The organism is Paenibacillus mendelii (assembly GCF_024498075.1).
In the GTDB taxonomy this organism is placed as follows: domain Bacteria; phylum Bacillota; class Bacilli; order Paenibacillales; family Paenibacillaceae; genus Paenibacillus_Z; species Paenibacillus_Z mendelii.
This window is the reverse complement of record NZ_JANHOF010000004.1, coordinates 38,028-55,393: the sequence shown is the minus strand read 5'-3', so window position 1 is coordinate 55,393 and position 17,366 is coordinate 38,028. Positions and strand designations below refer to the sequence as shown.

Below are 17,366 nucleotides of genomic sequence, written 5' to 3'. Positions count from 1 at the left end.
CCTATGGAATATCATTCGGAAGAGTAAAACATGAGAGCAGGTTAGATGAATTACGGAGGAATAAATATGTATTTAGATAAATTCATATTGCCAATAGATGAAGAATCCTCATTGATAGAACAAAGAATGGCATACAATGGCGGTAGGTTTGGATATATCGACAAAACTTACCCATGTGGCATTTTCTCAAAAAATCGGTTTTCCGAATTGAGCTTTTCAAAAATTACAATTTTATATGGAGGAAACGGCTCGGGGAAAAGCACACTTCTAAATCTCATAGCGAATAAATTGGAACTAAATCGTATTGCACCATTCAATTCAAGTGAATTGTTTAGTTCATATGTTGAACATTGTAAATTTGAACTTGGACTTGACGACGAGGGATTTAAACATCGAATTCCAAATGGAAGCAGGATAATCACAAGTGATGATATTTTTGATTATATGCTTACAGTCCGCACAAACAACGATGAAATCGCGGATAGTGCAGAAGAAATAAGATCGGAATGGGGAAATAAGAAAGGAGATCTGAAATTCGGCAATACAGTGAAAATGAATGGCATGGAAGATTATGAAGCACTGAGGTTGCAGGTGCTTTCAAGAAAAAAAACAGTTTCACGCAGGGAGTTTATTCGCAGAGTCGCCGGCACCGAAATTAAGCTGAACAGCAATGGGGAGACAGCTCTGAGTTATTTTAATTCCAAATTTAAAAATGACACCTTGTATTGTTTGGATGAACCGGAGAACAGTCTATCTCCTAAAATGCAGCTTGAACTTGTCAAAATGCTAGAGGAAATGGCTCACTATTGCGGATGTCAATTTATCATTGCAACTCACTCACCGTTTTTACTGGCGATGGAGTTTACAAAAATATATGATTTAGAAGCTAATCCAGTCGACGTAAAGCAATGGTGGGAATTAGAAAACACAAAAGTGTACTTTGATTTTTTCAATAAGCATAAAGGGCTGTTTCTCGACGATAAGTAGGGGAACAAGAGTTGAACAAAAATATCCGCCGCGTATATCTTCCGACCACGGCAGCTGTGGTGGAGATGATCTACTGACTGGAGGGAGCCAGAGAAATTCAGGTGTCCGGCGCGAAGCACGATGTCGTGCAGATGAAAGTCGGCAAGCCAGATTCCCGCGAAGACTACGATCGGATTCAAGCGGTTCGCATGGTCATCCGTGTCGGGAGCCAAGAACATAGTATCATTGGATGCCGCATTTAATGCGGCATTTTTTTATGTTATCAAGTTCTTGTCAAATTGCAATGACAAGAACTTGATAACATTCCCGATGAGTGACAAGAACGTTGATTCATTCCCGACATGCGTATTCGAGTAAGCGGCGATATTTTTGAAACGGTAAATTGATTTCAAAACGTGTCATGTTAATCGTTAGTGAAGAAAGAAAACAACAAATATTTACCATGGAATCGAAAACCTCTTGAGCGTACTTTTCCAATTCAACGTACCCGTCAATACGAGTGTAATGAAATAGATGAGCAAGGACCAGACAATTGAAACTATTACACTCCATAACAGCGGTAGGCCTTGGACGGTAAGATAATCATAGGTCCAGTGCCCGCATATCGCCATCAGCATCATACAGATCCCAACCTTGATATAAGGGCGAATGCTCCAGTAAAATCCGATCGAGCCTGAGATCGAAAAGAAGTTTAACAGTGTTTGCATGACAATTCCGATGCCGATGCCGTACGCGATGCCGATAATGCCGAATTGGCTGCCGAACACGAAGATCGAGACAACTTTGAAAATCGTTGCTATCACGTAGTTCCACAGTGTAGCTTTCGCTCGGCCGAGACCGAGCAGGATCGCGTGCAGTGGTGCGTCAAAATAATGCAAAAAAAACAACGGCGCCAATATTTTGAGTAACAATCCTGCTTCCGGTGCGTTGTATACAAGCGTCGTAAGTGGAGTTGCCCACTCGTATAAGATGACGGTCGCCGGCGCGCCGATCAGAAGTCCCAAGCTTAACGCCTGATTCATCCTCTCATGCATAAGCAGACTGTTCTTGTTCGCCGCTGCCTCGCCAATCGCAGGAATGAGCGCGGTGGACAAGGACTGCGTAATAAAGCTTGGCATGAACAGCAGTGGAAATACATAGCCGGCCAGCAGGCCGAATTGCTTCGTGGCTAACACCGTGCCGATGCCGGCCAGCGCCAGGCTGGATGTAATGAGAAGCGGTTGGAAAGTGCCATATAGCGAATGAATAACGCCGTGCCCGGTCGTCGGCAGACCGATCTGTAGCAGCTCTCCAAGTGTGCTTCTTCCTTGCTTCATGTGGCTCGCCCATGTCTCGCCCGGCATCTTCGATTCGCCGTACAGTTTGTAGCTTGCCACTAGAAATAAGAGGCTGATCGCTTCACTGACGACTGACGCAGCCATTGCACCCGCAGCCGCATACGCGATGCCAAAAGGCAGCAATAGGTGTACCAATGCAAGGACACAGGCGATTTGCACCGTATGCTCGAGCACATCGGAGGTAGCGATGGTCCTCATCTGCTGCATGCCGCGGAAGTATCCTTTTAACACCGCGGAGACAGCGACAATCGGTGCGATCGGCGTAATCGCGAGCATCGCATAATAGGCGCGTTGATCGCTCAGCAGGATGGATGCGATCCATTCGGATCCTAGTAGTGAAATGAACGTAAGCGCTATGCTCAAGATGCCGGTGACGGCTAGCGACACGTGCAGGATACGTCTCACTTTCAATCGTTCGCCTCGGGCGTGGGCCTCCGCGACCAGCTTTGAAATTGCCACTGGCAATCCAAGCTCCGTAATCGTAATAACGAGAGGGACGAGCGGATGCGCCATCATCAATAGGCCGATTCCCTCCGCTCCCAGTACACGCGCAATATACATGCCGCTGATAAAGCCGAGAATGCGGTTGATGAAAGCAGCGACAGACAAGACTAGCGTTCCTCTCATGAACGATTGCCCGTGTTGCACCATGGCTTGTTTCCTCCTGTTTATTTAATACTTAAATATGTATTCAACATTTGGAAAAAGCATGCGAACGAGCTGGTATCAGACTCATTTATGAACAAGCAATGTTATACAACGGCGCGGCTTTTTTTACGATTATGTTCTAAGAAAACTTTCAACGAGAGAAGAATAAAGTTCATAATAAAGGTACCTTTTCCATCTAGTTTTGAACAAACGGCTTTTAGCGGTAGATTCAGACGCCGTGCTCCTCCATTAGAAATATTCTTTCGAAGCCTTTTCACTTCCTTACATCCGCGCGGAATGAACCCCGGGGATCGAACCCCTGACCTCATCGCTGCCAGCGATGAAATGGCTATCCGAAGGAGTCCGTTTAGATCCGCTGAAGCCTTGTCCTGTCTAATTCTTGGCGTTTCTATTCGGATGGGGATGAACTCGGGAAATCCCCCTGAATAAAAAATGTTTAATACGACTTCAGTATATGGGCATCTATTTATGCTAACTAACAATATCACGACATATTTGATAGCGCTTTCTCGACATTTTTGGGATGGTATGGAAAAGCATATAAAAATCCGAAGCGCCGCGACAAGCAATGTCATGGTGCTTCGGACCTCATTCAAAATTATTGGCTTTGCTCGGCAGCCCAAGCTTCAAACTGTTTTTGCTTCTCGGCTTTGTATGCAGTACTCGTATGCAGCCGACTAGAAATGATCGGCTGCTGTAAGGGGACAAGAAGTTATACTGCGCCGGTTCCTAGTCGGGCCTTAAGTCGGTGGGACGTCGTGAATACGGGAATTCATGAGAGTTTTTTGCTCTAACGGGAAGCTTATATCTTGAATTATTTTAGCAATATTGAATTACTTTCGCCTTGCGTGACCAATCTGCGGTATTCCTTTGGTGTAACTCCATACAAGGAATAAAACTTCCTATAGAAAAATGTTAAATTGTTATAACCGATTTCTTTGGAGATCTCCTCAATGGTTTGATTGGTTAGTTTTAGCTGCAACGCAGCGTGTATAAATTTTTGTTCTTGTACCAATGTAGAAAAGGATTTTCCGGTTACATTTTTGATGATCCTGCCTACATGCTCTGCTGAATACCGAAAGTGCTCGGCCGTTTGTACTAATGTCGTGTTTAGATAGTGTTTATTAATATAGGCTATTATTTCTATTACAGAGATACTCGATTTTCTGGTTCCGTTGTTCAAAAACATTTTGTAACTATCACTTTCTAATAATCTGCTGAAAAGGATAGTCAGATAAGATTTAATTATCTCTCGATTCGCATTTTTGCTTCCGAATGACTCGCATAATATGTTTTGGATTGTTTGTTTGATTTGCCAATTATTTGACGTATGGAATAATAGAAAACTCTTTTCTTTAGAAGCATCTGCGATAATCGAAGCTATTGTCTTACTAAGTATATTATCCCCAAGGATTTTGTAAATGAAGGAACTATCAAAAAATTCATTCTTCGCTAAGAAGTTGATGAGGATATCATTTTCTCCACTTTTTTCAATTGAATGCTCCACATTCTTATTGAGAATAATCAAGTCTCCTTCTTTTAATTCAAACCGTTCACCCTGAATCTCTTGATAAAAGGTACCGCTATAAATGTAATTCATCTCAAATAGGTTATGGGTGTGCGTTAGCATTTTGACAAACCTGGTATGTCTGGAGATGGCGAAGATTTCTCCTGTGACATTCAATCTAAGCACATCCCCATCCAATGTGTAGTGGTATATGGAAGGGTGAGTTATTGCCATAGACTGATTAGGTACTCCACGAGAATTGTTTTGGACAGAGAGCCTTTCCTCTGACAAGGCAGGAGAAAGAATCCGACTTTTAATTATTTCATCTGTAAGATCGTTATCTTTTAATTTAATCTCCAAATCAGTCAATTCAAATAAAAAATGGTCCAATTCTTCATAATTCATGAAACCGCCTCCCATAGATATTATATCAGTTTTGGTCAGTCAAATAGACGCCTATAGATATTGGATAAAGGGGTTTCATGCGTTAATATATCCGAAAAGGTTAGTCTTATTATGTCTCTGTTAATAAAAGTAATCGTAATTTCTATTAATATCCAAGTGAGTTGTGACGAATGCGGATGTGCTTCTTGACCGAGTAGTTAAGTTGTATTCATGTATTTTGACCGGAGGTAATATTTATGGAACTTGGCTATATTGAAAATGAGTCATTATATTCAAACCAAGCAATCAGAAGCGTTGTAGAAGAAGTGTTCATAGAAGGTAAAAAGCTGGTTCGGATTCATACGGCTTGGCAGCTAAAAAATGGTCAAATCTTACTCTATGAGTATTCGCCAAGAAACAGTCCCACAAGTAATTTTTGCTTATATGATTGTTTGGATGATTATAACGAACTATGTAATCAACTTGAATGGGTGCATGGAAAGTAGACTTGTTATGCCAATTCTATCATGATCACCATGGCATTGAAGTCCTTATGCTTCGTCCAGCGGACTTCACGCCTTTTCAATCTCTTCGCCATTATGGAGAACGATTGCTTCACGGCGGCGTCGACAGGCGGGACGTGATTCAGTCTGCCGTCCTTGCCGCAACGTGCGCGCAAACCTACGGCGCCTATCATATCGTGCGGCAGGATCCGTTCACCGAAGAGGATGTGCAAGCCTATGCGGCGTCCCCTCTCAAGATTTGGGAGAAGGTCTACCTGGGAGCCGCAGCGATTATTAAGTTGATAAGATGCATGTGCCACATCGAATTCAGGTACAAGGAGGAAGGCGAAAGCCGGACCGGATTTTTACTGAGATTCACGTTCAGCCATCCCGCCATGTCAACCACGATCGAAGAATCCGGAGCATCTGGTGGAAAACTTGCGTAACGCGGAAAAAGGAGCGCTGCCGGACAACGTATACGAAGAAGCAAAGAGAAGGGTATAGGAAACCGGGCACGGACCAAAAGAATAACCCGGAAGGAAGATGACGTTGCAATACCGCGTAATGGGAAGATCCGGTTTAAAGGTGAGCGAGGTCAGCCCGGGCTGCTGGGCGATCGGCGGGCCTTCGTGGAGGGACGGCAATCCCGTAGGCTGGTCAGGCAATGACGATAACGATTCACTCGCCGGGTTGCGGCAGGCCTTTGAGCTGGCATTAATCAGGATAAAATCCTAAAACATGTAAAGGCCTAAAACATGTAAAGGCATTACGTTCAAGTCGTTCGTAAGGATAAAAATGCCGAAGCCGCAGCTCATCCGAGCTTTATTCTGGCCTTCGTCCTGTCCGATTCGAACAAAGCATCCATAACGTGCGCTTGCGCCATTATGGACTCGCCGGCATCCGTTTCGGTATCTCCGGCAAGGGCGTACCATGCGAACCGCTCTGCTTGCAGGCGGAACGGGGCAACGCGTTCCGTAACAAAATTCTTCGTCTCTCCGTTCAACGTCACCTGCAGCGTAATCGTTTGCGCATTCGCGAACTGCTTGACTTCCAGTTCGCCATTCGTACCCTTGATCGCATAGCCGCAGCCGTAGGGCATATCGAGTGAGGCAGTCATGTGCGCCGTTCCGCCGCCCGGGAACAGCAGCGTACCCGCGAACCGGAGGTCGACCCCCGTACCGCCCGCCTGAATCATCCGGGAGTCGGCATATTCGGGTTCCTCTTGAAAATGAAAGCGGCACCAAGACACCAAATAGCAGCCTAAGTCGTACAACGCGCCTCCACCCCAAGCTTCATTCAACCGGCTGCTGCCCGCGGCGGCCTGAAAGGAGAAATGGCCGCGGAAGAAGACGGGATCGCCGATCGTTCCGCTCCGGATCGCCTCCCTCGCATAATGATGGCCCTCCAGGGTACGCCATACGAACGCTTCCTCCACGCGGACGCCGCGGCGTCTTGCCAGGTCGACGATTTCCTTTGCTTCGGTGGCGTTCAATGCGAACGGCTTCTCCAGCAGCACGTGCTTGCCAGCTTTGACGGCTTCGAGCGCCCAATCCTTATGTAAATGGTGGAGCAAGGCAATGTAGACCGCATCGATATCGGGATCGTCCAGAAGCTCCCGGTAACCCGCGTAAGCTTTCGGCACGCCATACGTATCGGCCGCCTTTCGGCTATTCTCGGCCATTCGGCCGGATATGCCGATCCACTCGCCGTTATCGGATTGATGCAGAGCCGGCCCCGCTTTCCCTATGATGTTTCCGGTTCCCAATACACCCCATCGCAATTTGTTCATCTGGCATCCTCCTGAAATTCCAACGATTTACTACTCATTTTACTTGACAGACCGCCCCTTGTGAAGATTGACTTAAAGTGATTCGAAATTAGGATGGAATGGTAGATTTTTGTTAGAGGACCAGAACATATAGCGTACCGGATCCGCGTTTGTCGCATAATGAAAACGAACAGGGGAGTAGTACCCGTTTTTGATCATATCTGCAATGACAAGCGCGTCCTTACGATCGCTTTTAGACGGTGTATTATCCCGGTTTTCCTTATTCTTTTTGACGAAATGAGGATTAACCAGAACGGCTTCATTGCCTTGGGCGACAAGCCAGCGTGCTAGGCTAAACCAGTAGTGGCCGGTAGGTTCCATGCCAACCATGACGCTGCTCAGTTTGTAAGTATTGAGCAGATCCTGGATCCAGCGTTCGAACATCTGGAACCCTCGACAGCTCATCCCATAACCCATTATAATCAAATCAAGTCTACTGCTGATCCAAAGTCAGCAGTTTTTTTATGGAAAAGTCGTTGACAATATAGGATAGGGGGGTATACTATACGAGTGTAAGCTAAATCAAGGAGGAATACAAAATGTCAGGAAATTCAAATGCTATGACTAATGCGAATCCGCTAAGATGGAAGGCATTGTTCTTGCTATGCTTGGCCCAGTTCATGGTTATCATGGACACATCTATCATCGGGGTTGCTCTCCCAGCGATTAAAGAAGCACTTGGTTACTCGCAAAACAACCTGCAATGGGTATTTAATGCTTATGTCATTTTCTTCGGTGGATTGTTGTTGCTTGGGGGCAGGCTTTCCGATCTATTCGGTCAACGCAAAATGTTTATACTCGGGTTCGTGATCCTGTCGCTCGCATCATTGTTAGCCGGATTAGCTTGGTCCGAGGAGTCGATGAATATCGGCCGCGCCTTTCAAGGATTTGGATCTGCTCTAATCGCTCCAGCTGCATTGACCATCATCATGCAACTCTTTGTCGCTAACCCTAAGGAGTTAAACAAAGCCTTCGGCTTCTGGGGAGCATCCGCTGCAGCAGGCGGTACGGCCGGGGTTTTCCTCGGAGGAGTCATCACGGAATGGCTCAGTTGGAATTGGACATTCCTGATCAATATCCCCGTGGGCTTGTTCGCTATTTTGTACAGTCTGTATGTCCTTCCAAAAGGAACGAAAAGCAAGGGCAGCATCGATCTCTTAGGATCACTGACGGTCACGGCTGCGTTGGTACTGGCGGTATATGCAATCGTCACTTCGGAGCATAACGGATGGGGAGCGCAAACATTCGGTTTATTGGCTATTGCTGCTGTACTGTTCATTCTGTTTCTAATCGTGCAAGCGAAGAAAAAGGAACCGCTCGTACCTCTACGGATATTTAGAGCTCCGAATCTACTTGCGAGCAATATCATTTTGGCAACTCTTGCAGGTGCTTGGATTCCGCTTTGGTTTTTCTTGAATCTGTATCTTCAACAGGTTCTGAACTATTCGGCATTCATGGGCGGGGTTGCTCTGGTGCCAATGACGATCCTCATCATGATCTTGATGGTCGGAGTCATGGGAAGGCTTGTCGGCAAGTTCGGCATCAAAGGAAATCTCGTCATTGGTATGCTTGTATTAGCGGGATCACTGTTGCTGTTCGCAGGTAATACGCCAGAAGGAGGAAACTTCGTTACCAACGTACTATGGGCTTCTCTACTCGGGGCACTTGGCATGTCAATGGCTTATATCCCGGCAACGATCGCCTCCTTGTCGGGGGCAAGGCCGGAAGAATCCGGTTTGGCGTCGGGCTTATCCAATATGAGCTATCAGATTGGTTCAGCCATTGGATTAGCTGTCATGGTTGCCGTATCTTCTTCCTGGACGAAAGGGGAGTTGGATAAAGGGATCGATCAAATCGCAGCATTAAATACGGGTTTTCACTCCGCATTCGTTGGAGCAGCTATAATAGCTAGCGTCGGTGCACTTATCGCGTTGATTTTCATCCGTAAAGGGAAAACGTCAGAGAATTGAATAGTTCAATGCATCCATGGAGCAGAATGCGATCCGGCATCTGCTCCATTTTCTTTGAGCAACCAGAGCATAAGGCTTGGCGAAATCATTTTTGCGGCACTTATACGCTACGATACAACATTGCGAGTGAAATCAGGTTTGTATCAAGTATCAAACAAAAAAATCAGAAACGAAGAAAGGACAGTACTAACATGAAAAACGTATCTAATGTAGATAAATTGGAATCAATAAGATCTTTGCAATCGACTCATCATTACACCTAGGAAGAATTAGCAGAAGTTCGCAATGTTATTACTGGTTGATCTCCATCAATTGAAATATGCTAAGTCAAAGGCTGGTGTGGTTAGAATTTGGTTTCATACTTATCATTTATATATACGGAATGAAGCTTTTTAATTTTATCGTATAAGAAATAAAATATGCTCTAAAGTACTGTTTTTTCCAGAGTAGAACTCATGAAACTGAATTCAACTTCAGTAATTAAACTTTGTTTATTAGGATACTAGATAATGACTTGCCTCTTGTTTAAATTTGTACTTTAACCGAGCTAATTGGAAAGTTGTCTAGATGAAAACGAATGAACCAGCAATACATTTTTGGCGGGATGTAGTGAACCACTATACCTCTGGCCAGTATACTGAAGTGTTTCGAGAAGATCTAAACAAATATGTACAATCGTTTACTAATCAAAACCGAATTTAAAAGCGTTGGCTAGTGCAGTTCACCTAACGCGAATCTAAATAAAACCACTACGGTCAATGACTTTGTTCAATTATCAGGAAACATTAGTTGTAAATTAATATTTAAGCAGGCAGCCGGCTAAACCAAGCGGCTGCCTTTGTTCAACTAACGGCAGAATAGTGCAACAAATCCCAATATTTTGCGTATGGAGTATGCTTGGAAAACATGTGATAAGGCGGAGATGGGCGATGAACCGTCAACATATATTCCGGCTGCTTTTAGCTGGATCATTGGCTATAGCATCCGTAGCAGGGATGGCTAAGCCGAAAGACATATCAGCAGCTGCAAATAAGGAACAAACACCAGGCTATCATTTGAACTTTAATGGAAATAAAAATACCGAGCAGGCGCTCCGCCTGCCGATTCGACAGCTAAACGGCCGCTTCTTTATCAGTCTTGTAGATGCACGGATAATGTTCATGGACGTCAAGTTCTCAAAGCTAGCTGATAGCTCGCTTCTTCTGCAAGTTCTAACATTTAAAGCCATAAGTAAGTGGGATGTTGATTTCGACAAGCCGATCTTTAGTCAGGATCGGGATTACATGGATCAATACGTCTAGTTAACAGAGGGATGAATAGGTGTGGAATGTGTTATTTTCATTGGGATTCAGGCATCTGGGAAGTCAACGTTCTACAAAGAGAAATTCTTCAAGACCCATATGCGAATAAATCTTGACATGCTTAAGACTAGAAACCGTGAGGATTATTATTTAGCGGCTTCGATTCAGTCTAAGCAACCTTTTGTGGTCGATAATACGAATCCAACAATTGATGACAGAATGAAGTATATTGATATTGCCAGAAAGCATAATTTCAAGGTTATCGGATATTTTTTTGAGCCAGATTATGATTTATCTACTGAAAGAAACAATGAGCGACAGGGGAAAGAAAAAGTTCGTGAGGCAGGAATAAAAAGCACTTTGAAAAAACTGCAGACCCCGAAATATACCGAAGGTTTTGATGAGCTATATCTAGTAAGATCGGTTGGCGGGAATAAGTTCATAGTGAAGAAAATGTAATGAGTCACATGGAGGCAAACAATGAGAAGAGAGATCATAAAGATGTTCACTGGGCTATTTACAAGTCCTATGTTACCGAGGAATACAAAGATTATATTCTATCGGTAAAAGCAGAAAGGAACTCAGAAGGTAATACGAAGTAAAGATCCATAAGTAAGTTGATAATCTGGTCAAATAATCTGAGGGAGTGATTGTCATGGGAAGAGAAGATGCAATATATAATGAGATAGCACTATTTATAGTGGATTACTACAGAAAGAGGATATATGTTAATCAACCCATGAGCAATTACGGAGATCCTGAAGAAGAGCTGACGCTTCGGTGAAACGGCCGACCTTTTATCTTAACGGCATTTATATGACATTTGAAATGTCAGGAACGGCGGACAGACCTTGTCGTTCAGCTGCAAATTCAACGGCGATCCGAAGCCGTCGGTCAGCGTCAAAGTGTTCACTTGGGGTGAGCCGGAGACGGTACAAGCACCTTAAAGAGAAGATACGGAAATGCCCCATGTGAATGAAATGAGGACCACTGTAAAAAAGCTGGTTTTCCTGTACGCTAAGGTTAACCGGCTGACATCGAACTAATTGAAAGAGCTGGTTACGGTAATCTAGCCGATCAGGCACGAGCCACGGCCGATTCTCGTTTTCGGTACCGTATTTTGAACGGCTGTTCCAATTTCCTATTTTGAAACTGCCGGCCGATGCCGGCCAGTGCACGAATAGAAAAAACACTTGACATTACAGAAGCGCCCAAATGTTCGCGTGGCAGCTGTAGCTGCCATACGACTGAAGGAAGACGAGCTGTCGAACGCTGCTACGACAGAAGACGAAGCTCCAGCCACCTACATAGGAGCTATTTGCTCATCAGCAACCGATCTGACGCCTCTGAAGAAGCGTTAAGGACTCATGTGAAGCGTTGGCGACAAGCTTGAAAAATACGTGCTAGGTGGCGGCGCGTTCATAACGACGAGCGAGCTTCGGAAGCTTCTCGGCACTGCCTCGATGATACCAATTGGAAGGGGTGATAACGGCGGATTATAACCGCAGGTCAAGAATACGGCGGACAGTTCATGCTTGTTCTCTTAAGACAGCAGATCACCAGACCTTGACAGGATTGAAGGATGGAAGCAGTCGCAAGAAGGCAGTGAGCGTCATCGACCGACTAAATGAATGATGTGAGGAGAGAGTTGAAGATGAACTGGAGAAGCAAGGCTTTCAATGTGCGGCTGCTTATTGTCAGTATGCTGCTGACATTGATCCCGGCAGGTTTGGTTCAAGCCGACGCGGGCGGGGAAGCGATCAATCTGGCGTTAGGGAAGGAAGTCACGTCCTCCTCGAGCTATGAGATGGCGAATGAAGGATGGGCGAGAGTCAATCTGGTAGACGGATCGAAGACCGGTCCGCGGCCGCCGGGTTCGGTGGAGAATGGATTCTCGACCTTTCCATTGAATCCCGAGCCGACGCCCGCTTGGGTGATGATCGATCTGGGTGCTGTGTATAAAGTCGATCAATTGGTTCTGTGGCCGCGCAACGATAATGGGACAATCAATATGGGCGGCGGATTTCCAGTCGATTTCAAAATTATGATTTCGACGGATAAATCGAATTGGGCGACAGTCGTTGAGAAAACGGATTACCCCATTCCTGTCGATGCGGCGGCACAGATTTTCGATATCGATACGGCTGACGCTCGCTATGTTCGCTTGGAGGCAACAAAGCTTCAAGCTGCCAAGGAAGTGGTCATGCAGTTCCGGGAATTCGAGGTATTCTCAGCAAGCCTCGGACTCAGCGATGAAGAAATCGTCGACAACGATTGGGCCTCATTGGTGTTGGAAGGAAATACGGAGAATATCGTGTCCAGCTTGCCATTGCGTAAGGTCGGCATGCTGGGTTCTACGATCAGTTGGAGCAGCTCGGATACGGAAGTGATTGATTCGAACGGTAAGGTCACGCGTCCTCCGGCAGGACAGGAGACTGCTGCCGTTACGCTCACAGCAACGATTACACAGGGGGAGGCATCCATGACGAAGGAATTTGCCGTCACCGTCAAGCCTCATAAGCTGCGCGAAGCAGAGGAAGAAGAATTACTAATCGGCATCTTCTGGCCGCCAACCTGGGAATACACCAACCTAGAGCAGTATCAGTGGATGAAGGATGCGCATATTGATGTCGTTCAGAACGTACTCGGATCCGGTCTGGATACAGAGACGCGCAACATGACAATGCTGGATTATGCCGAACAAGTCGGCCTGAAGGTGAATGTGGCAGACCCGCGAATACGGGGGACGGATGCACAAATCAAGGAAGTCGTGGACACCTATAAGGATTACTGGGCTACCGGAGGTTATTACATCCGGGATGAGCCTGGTATCGGTGAACTGGATCGCGAAGCTCATATCTATCAGGAAGTACTCAAGAATGATTCAACCAAGAATCCATATGTGAACTTGCTCCCGAACATCTACGGCGATCTTTACGAATCCGATTATGTACGGGCATGGGTTAAGGCAGTGGGAAACAATGAAGCCGGCGTGCCTAACTTGAAATACTTATCGTATGACAATTATCCCTTCTTGAAGAATTCATTCGATAACGGGTATTACGACATGGCGGATATTATTCGCCAGGTTGGTTTGGAGAACAATATTAAGACAGCGTCCTATTTGCAGTCGATCGGCTTTGGCAGCTTGGGAAGCACAGAAGAGCAGATGCACCATCGCAGACCGAGTGCTCAGGATCTATCATTCAGCGCTTATTCCTATTTGGCTTATGGCTTTAAGTATTTGACTTGGTTCACATATTGGACGCCTACCGAGCGAGGTGAAGCGTTCACGAATGCGATTATTACGCCTGATGGGCAGAAGACGGATTTGTATGAGCCGTTCCAGCGCTTGAACGCTGAAGTCAAGCAGCTCGGCAAGACCCTCATTCATACGGATGCGCTGCAGGTATACCATTCCGGAGCTGTGATGCCGACAACGAAGACGCAGAGGGTTCCGGATGATTTTCTGCTGCGGCCTGTTAATGCCAATGATGAACTGATCATTTCGTATATGGTTCATAAGGATACGGGAAAATCCTACGTAATGGTGGTCAATAAATCGCTGACAGAATCACTGTCCAGTACACTGCAAGCGGACCCTCGCGTCACGAACGTACAGGAAGTATCCAAGGTTACCGGCGAAGAGGAAGCCACTACCTATGATCCGGCATCCGGTAATATGACAATCGATCTTCTACCTGGTGAAGGGCGACTGTTTGTGCTCGAAGGAAGCTTCCCAGGCCATCAAGATCCGCGCAAGCCTGAATTGCTGCCGCAGCCTCCAACTAGCCAGCACCCCGCAACGAATCTCGCTCTAGGCAAAACGGTCGATGCCTCCAGCGATGTCGGGAATTGGGGCTGGCTGAAATCGAATGCGGTCGATGGCAAACGGACCGGAGAGGGCGACAGTATGGGGTGGAGCAGCGTGCCAATTAATCCTCACCCAGCTACTCCGGCATGGATTCAAGTGGATCTTGGCCGGGAATACCCGGTTGAGACCGTAACACTGTGGCCGCGCAATGATTCCGGAACCAATATTGGCGTAGGCTTTCCGGAATCCCTTGAAGTTAAGGTTTCAACAGATGGGGAGAGCTGGACGCCAGTTCTTGCACTTACGGATATCGCTCAGCCTACAACAGGTAAGCCCCTCGAATTGAAGCTGGAGACGCCTGTATCGGCACGGTATGTGAAGGTCGAGACGAATAAGATGCGGCCGGATCCCAATAAAGCTTATGCGTTTCAAATCGCTGAGCTTGAAGTGTATCAGCATGATTCGGGGAGCCGTCTGGATGTCCAAGTCGACAGCACCGATATGATCATCGGTCAGCATACAACCTTGCGAGCCGGTATGTGGCAGGACAATCTAACGCTGTTACCGCTGGAGGATGCGACATTCACAAGCAGCGATAAGAAAATCGTGACTGTCGATGAGAACGGGGTCTTGACCGCTTTGTCTGAAGGTTCAGTAACAATTAAAGTGAAGGCGGAAGGTAAAGAGGGCAGAACCGAGCAGAAGGAGATCGTGTTTACGGTCCGTAAGCTGCCGGACCCGTGGGGCTTGACAACCTTTGGCGATGTTCAAGCAACCGTCATCCCGGATTCGGAACAGCTGGTTCTTTCCTCAAGCGGAGCTGGTGTTGGAGAACTGGATGATTCTTATGCTTTCATCCATCAGGCGGTGGATGGGGACTACAATGAATTGTCAGCAGAATTCACTTCATTCGCTATTCCTTCGGGTGCCGAGGGGCTGGAAGGTCGAACCGGCTTGATGTTCCGAGCTGGAACGGGAGCGGGAGCATCACTTGTATATCTCTCAATAAGTCCAGAGGGTCGGATGGAACTTCGTACACGCGATGCCGAAGGAAATATCGAGACAGCCGTTCGGGGCAGCTATACCGATCTGCCGGTTTCCTTGAAATTGGTGCAGAAGGGCGATCGGTTCACCGGCTACTACAGTAAGGGAAGCGCCTGGTATCCCATTTATTTGAGCGAATATGCATCATCTGTTCAATTGACTAGTTCATCAGGTTGGCAGGGAGGGCTAGCCTCATTCTCTAATGTAGATAATCGGCAGAACCAGACGACTGTTCGGCAGTTCATAAATCGAACAGAGAAGCTGCTCTTCGACTTCGAAGGAACTACGCAAGGGTGGACGGCGAAGACCAATTTAGTCACGCCGACTGTTGTCGAATCGTTCCTGAACGGGCCAACGAAGCCGAAGCTGGGCAAATATGCGCTGAGTGCCAGATCCGCCCCTATAGACGCTACAACCTGGAGAACGTTCGAGGTAGCGCCGGAATCGCCGATCGATCTGAGCGTGGCCGACCAATTCTTCTATCACATCAACTCGTATGGCGGAGTGCCTAACGCGACCTACGAGACGAAGGTTACTTTCTACAGCGGCACGGAGAGCATCACTTCAACCGCGCCGATGTCGGCGGACATGTGGAACCGGATCAGCGTAAGCGTTGCCGATTGGGAGCACAACAGTCAGGTGACCCGAATCGAAATCTCCTTCCGGGCAGTAGGCAATAATATGACATGGAGTCCGGAGATTCAGCTGGATTATATCGGATACACTTCCACCAAGGCGGCTACGAAACAAGTTGCAAGTCTAAGGACGGAACAGAAATATGCCGTTCTGAAGCCGAATCAACCGGTCGCGATGAAGGTCTATGCCGTCTATGAGGATGGCAAGGAGAAGGAAATCAGCGGCGATGCAGGAACGGTGTACCAGAGCAGCAACGTCAATGTCGTAGGTGTAACGGGGCAATCTCTCCGGACCGGAAGCGTGGAAGGGATGTCGGTCGTGACGGTTTCCTACGGCGGCAAGCAAACGAAATTTCTGACCGTAGTGGATAATAGCGACCTGAAGTCTGTCATTCCGTCCGCCTACAACGTTCAGCTGATGCCGAAGGCTTCGGCTACGCTTCAACTGCAGGCGGTGTTTATGGACGGCACCAGACAGAACGTAACCGCATATGCGGGCTGGACGTCGAACGTGCCGAAGCTGGCCACGGTTCAAGGAAGCACGATTACGGCTGTGAAAACAGGCAACGTTATCATTACGGTGAAATTCGCGGGTAAAGTGAACTATATTATGGTCAATATCAGGTAGGCGGACCTTCTTCAATCCGCAGGTGTAATCGCCGACGGATTACGGAACGGCTGGGTTAAGGATTTTTCTATGGAATGATTGGAAGAACGAAGGGCTGTCCCTATCATCCTATGATGACAGGGACAGCTATATTGGGCGGGCTGTTTAATCGGGCCAGCTCTTACTCGACATATGAGAGCTCTCCGAATCGTCCAGCTCTTCCCGGATGGCAGACTCCTCCGAGTAGCCTGCGGCCTGCAATTCCTTCACACTTGTACGTAAATGATCGAGCATTTCCTCACGAAAATCATTGATATCCCCCGGTTTGCCCTTCATTTTATTGCAGATGCCGTCCACATAACGGATCAATTCGGTCTTTTGCATAATGGCTGCTCGCATGTTTTGTCATTCACTTCCATCCTCCTTCAGAAAAGCGTCCAATACGTTTCGGACTTCCATCCATTCTCGTTTCTTGTCGGCTAATTCCTGGCGGCCGAGCGCTGTTAATTCATAGTACTTGCGCTTGCCGCCGCCGGATTCCTCGCTGCTCCACGATTCGACCCATTTCTTCTGCTCCAGCCGCTTTAAGGATAAATAGAGCGTCGCTTCCTTCAGCTCAAAGCTTCCTGTCGTTCGCTCACGGGCTCTCCTTTCCATTTCATAACCGTAACTCGGGCCTTGATCAAGCAAGCTAAGCAGGATCGGATCGATGTAGCCTTTCAATTTTTCTATGTCAAACAAGCGGATCAACTCCATTACATCAGTTGAGTACCCTGTATA

Annotated in this window: 15 protein-coding genes and 1 pseudogene; 10 read left to right on the top strand and 6 right to left on the bottom strand. The window is 46.8% G+C overall.

All coding sequences use genetic code 11. The features are described from left to right. Nucleotides 1–66 precede the first annotated feature (66 nt). Nucleotides 67–987, top strand: a complete 921-nt coding sequence (locus NNL21_RS14560) for an AAA family ATPase (protein ID WP_204818013.1) — start codon at nt 67–69, stop codon at nt 985–987. Between the two features lie 101 nt (nt 988–1,088). Next, nucleotides 1,089–1,229: a hypothetical protein gene (locus tag NNL21_RS14555; RefSeq protein WP_204818012.1), complete on the top strand. Its 141-nt coding sequence runs from the start codon at nt 1,089–1,091 to the stop codon at nt 1,227–1,229. 195 nt (nt 1,230–1,424) lie between these two features. On the opposite strand, the gene spoVB is transcribed toward NNL21_RS14555, so the two are convergent. Together spoVB and NNL21_RS14545 are read right to left on the bottom strand one after the other, a co-directional pair. Next, the gene (gene spoVB / locus NNL21_RS14550) at nt 1,425–2,975 is read right to left on the bottom strand and encodes a stage V sporulation protein B (protein ID WP_204818011.1); all 1,551 of its coding nucleotides are present in this window, start codon (nt 2,973–2,975) and stop codon (nt 1,425–1,427) included. A gap of 832 nt (nt 2,976–3,807) precedes the next feature. Then, nucleotides 3,808–4,905 carry an AraC family transcriptional regulator gene (locus NNL21_RS14545; protein ID WP_204818010.1) on the bottom strand — a complete coding sequence of 366 codons (1,098 nt, stop codon included), beginning with the start codon at nt 4,903–4,905 and terminating at the stop codon, nt 3,808–3,810. A 236-nt stretch (nt 4,906–5,141) separates the two neighbouring features. On the opposite strand from NNL21_RS14545, the gene NNL21_RS14540 reads away from it, so the two are divergent. From NNL21_RS14540 to NNL21_RS14530, 3 genes are all read left to right on the top strand, one after another. Continuing rightward, complete coding sequence (locus NNL21_RS14540) at nt 5,142–5,390, top strand: hypothetical protein (protein WP_204818009.1); 249 nt, start codon at nt 5,142–5,144, stop codon at nt 5,388–5,390. After that, complete coding sequence (locus tag NNL21_RS14535) at nt 5,372–5,833, top strand: hypothetical protein (protein ID WP_204818008.1); 462 nt, start codon at nt 5,372–5,374, stop codon at nt 5,831–5,833. Before NNL21_RS14540 ends, NNL21_RS14535 begins: the two co-directional genes overlap by 19 nt. A 103-nt stretch (nt 5,834–5,936) precedes the next feature. Next, on the top strand, nt 5,937–6,122 hold the full coding sequence (locus NNL21_RS14530; protein WP_204818007.1) for a hypothetical protein: 186 nt from the start codon (nt 5,937–5,939) through the stop codon (nt 6,120–6,122). 76 nt (nt 6,123–6,198) lie between these two features. On the opposite strand, the gene NNL21_RS14525 is transcribed toward NNL21_RS14530, so the two are convergent. After that, nucleotides 6,199–7,176: a Gfo/Idh/MocA family protein gene (locus tag NNL21_RS14525; RefSeq protein ID WP_204818006.1), complete on the bottom strand. Its 978-nt coding sequence runs from the start codon at nt 7,174–7,176 to the stop codon at nt 6,199–6,201. A gap of 165 nt (nt 7,177–7,341) precedes the next feature. Next, nucleotides 7,342–7,608: pseudogene (locus tag NNL21_RS14520) on the bottom strand (IS110 family transposase); the annotation flags it as partial. 146 nt (nt 7,609–7,754) lie between these two features. On the opposite strand from NNL21_RS14520, the gene NNL21_RS14515 reads away from it, so the two are divergent. The 5 genes from NNL21_RS14515 to NNL21_RS14495 all read left to right on the top strand — a co-directional run bounded on the left by NNL21_RS14515 (nt 7,755) and on the right by NNL21_RS14495 (nt 16,607). Next, nucleotides 7,755–9,185: an MFS transporter gene (locus NNL21_RS14515; protein ID WP_204818005.1), complete on the top strand. Its 1,431-nt coding sequence runs from the start codon at nt 7,755–7,757 to the stop codon at nt 9,183–9,185. A gap of 929 nt (nt 9,186–10,114) precedes the next feature. After that, on the top strand, nt 10,115–10,486 hold the full coding sequence (locus tag NNL21_RS14510; RefSeq protein WP_204818004.1) for a hypothetical protein: 372 nt from the start codon (nt 10,115–10,117) through the stop codon (nt 10,484–10,486). A 21-nt stretch (nt 10,487–10,507) separates the two neighbouring features. Next, nucleotides 10,508–10,945 carry an AAA family ATPase gene (locus tag NNL21_RS14505; protein ID WP_204818003.1) on the top strand — a complete coding sequence of 146 codons (438 nt, stop codon included), beginning with the start codon at nt 10,508–10,510 and terminating at the stop codon, nt 10,943–10,945. A 196-nt stretch (nt 10,946–11,141) separates the two neighbouring features. Beyond that, nucleotides 11,142–11,270 (top strand): hypothetical protein, encoded by a 129-nt coding sequence (locus NNL21_RS14500; RefSeq protein ID WP_256555252.1) that lies wholly within the window; start codon nt 11,142–11,144, stop codon nt 11,268–11,270. An 870-nt stretch (nt 11,271–12,140) separates the two neighbouring features. Further along, entirely contained in the window at nt 12,141–16,607 is a 4,467-nt protein-coding gene (locus NNL21_RS14495) for a discoidin domain-containing protein (RefSeq protein WP_204818002.1), read from the top strand. Between the two features lie 144 nt (nt 16,608–16,751). Here the strand turns inward: NNL21_RS14495 and NNL21_RS14490 are convergent, their stop codons facing one another. Both NNL21_RS14490 and NNL21_RS14485 read right to left on the bottom strand, forming a co-directional pair. Further along, complete coding sequence (locus NNL21_RS14490) at nt 16,752–16,970, bottom strand: permease prefix domain 1-containing protein (protein WP_204818001.1); 219 nt, start codon at nt 16,968–16,970, stop codon at nt 16,752–16,754. Between the two features lie 21 nt (nt 16,971–16,991). Continuing rightward, nucleotides 16,992–17,327, bottom strand: coding sequence for a PadR family transcriptional regulator (locus tag NNL21_RS14485; protein ID WP_309145327.1), 336 nt, complete (start codon nt 17,325–17,327; stop codon nt 16,992–16,994). Nucleotides 17,328–17,366: the final 39 nt, after the last annotated feature.

Coding starts and splice junctions, on each gene's coding strand:
- NNL21_RS14560 (WP_204818013.1), top strand. CDS start 67: ATGTATTTAGATAAATTCATATTGCCAATAGATGAAGAATCCTCATTG.
- spoVB (WP_204818011.1), bottom strand. CDS start 2,975: ATGGTGCAACACGGGCAATCGTTCATGAGAGGAACGCTAGTCTTGTCT.
- NNL21_RS14545 (WP_204818010.1), bottom strand. CDS start 4,905: ATGAATTATGAAGAATTGGACCATTTTTTATTTGAATTGACTGATTTG.
- NNL21_RS14540 (WP_204818009.1), top strand. CDS start 5,142: ATGGAACTTGGCTATATTGAAAATGAGTCATTATATTCAAACCAAGCA.
- NNL21_RS14535 (WP_204818008.1), top strand. CDS start 5,372: ATGGGTGCATGGAAAGTAGACTTGTTATGCCAATTCTATCATGATCAC.
- NNL21_RS14525 (WP_204818006.1), bottom strand. CDS start 7,176: ATGAACAAATTGCGATGGGGTGTATTGGGAACCGGAAACATCATAGGG.
- NNL21_RS14515 (WP_204818005.1), top strand. CDS start 7,755: ATGTCAGGAAATTCAAATGCTATGACTAATGCGAATCCGCTAAGATGG.
- NNL21_RS14510 (WP_204818004.1), top strand. CDS start 10,115: ATGAACCGTCAACATATATTCCGGCTGCTTTTAGCTGGATCATTGGCT.
- NNL21_RS14500 (WP_256555252.1), top strand. CDS start 11,142: ATGGGAAGAGAAGATGCAATATATAATGAGATAGCACTATTTATAGTG.
- NNL21_RS14495 (WP_204818002.1), top strand. CDS start 12,141: ATGAACTGGAGAAGCAAGGCTTTCAATGTGCGGCTGCTTATTGTCAGT.
- NNL21_RS14490 (WP_204818001.1), bottom strand. CDS start 16,970: ATGCAAAAGACCGAATTGATCCGTTATGTGGACGGCATCTGCAATAAA.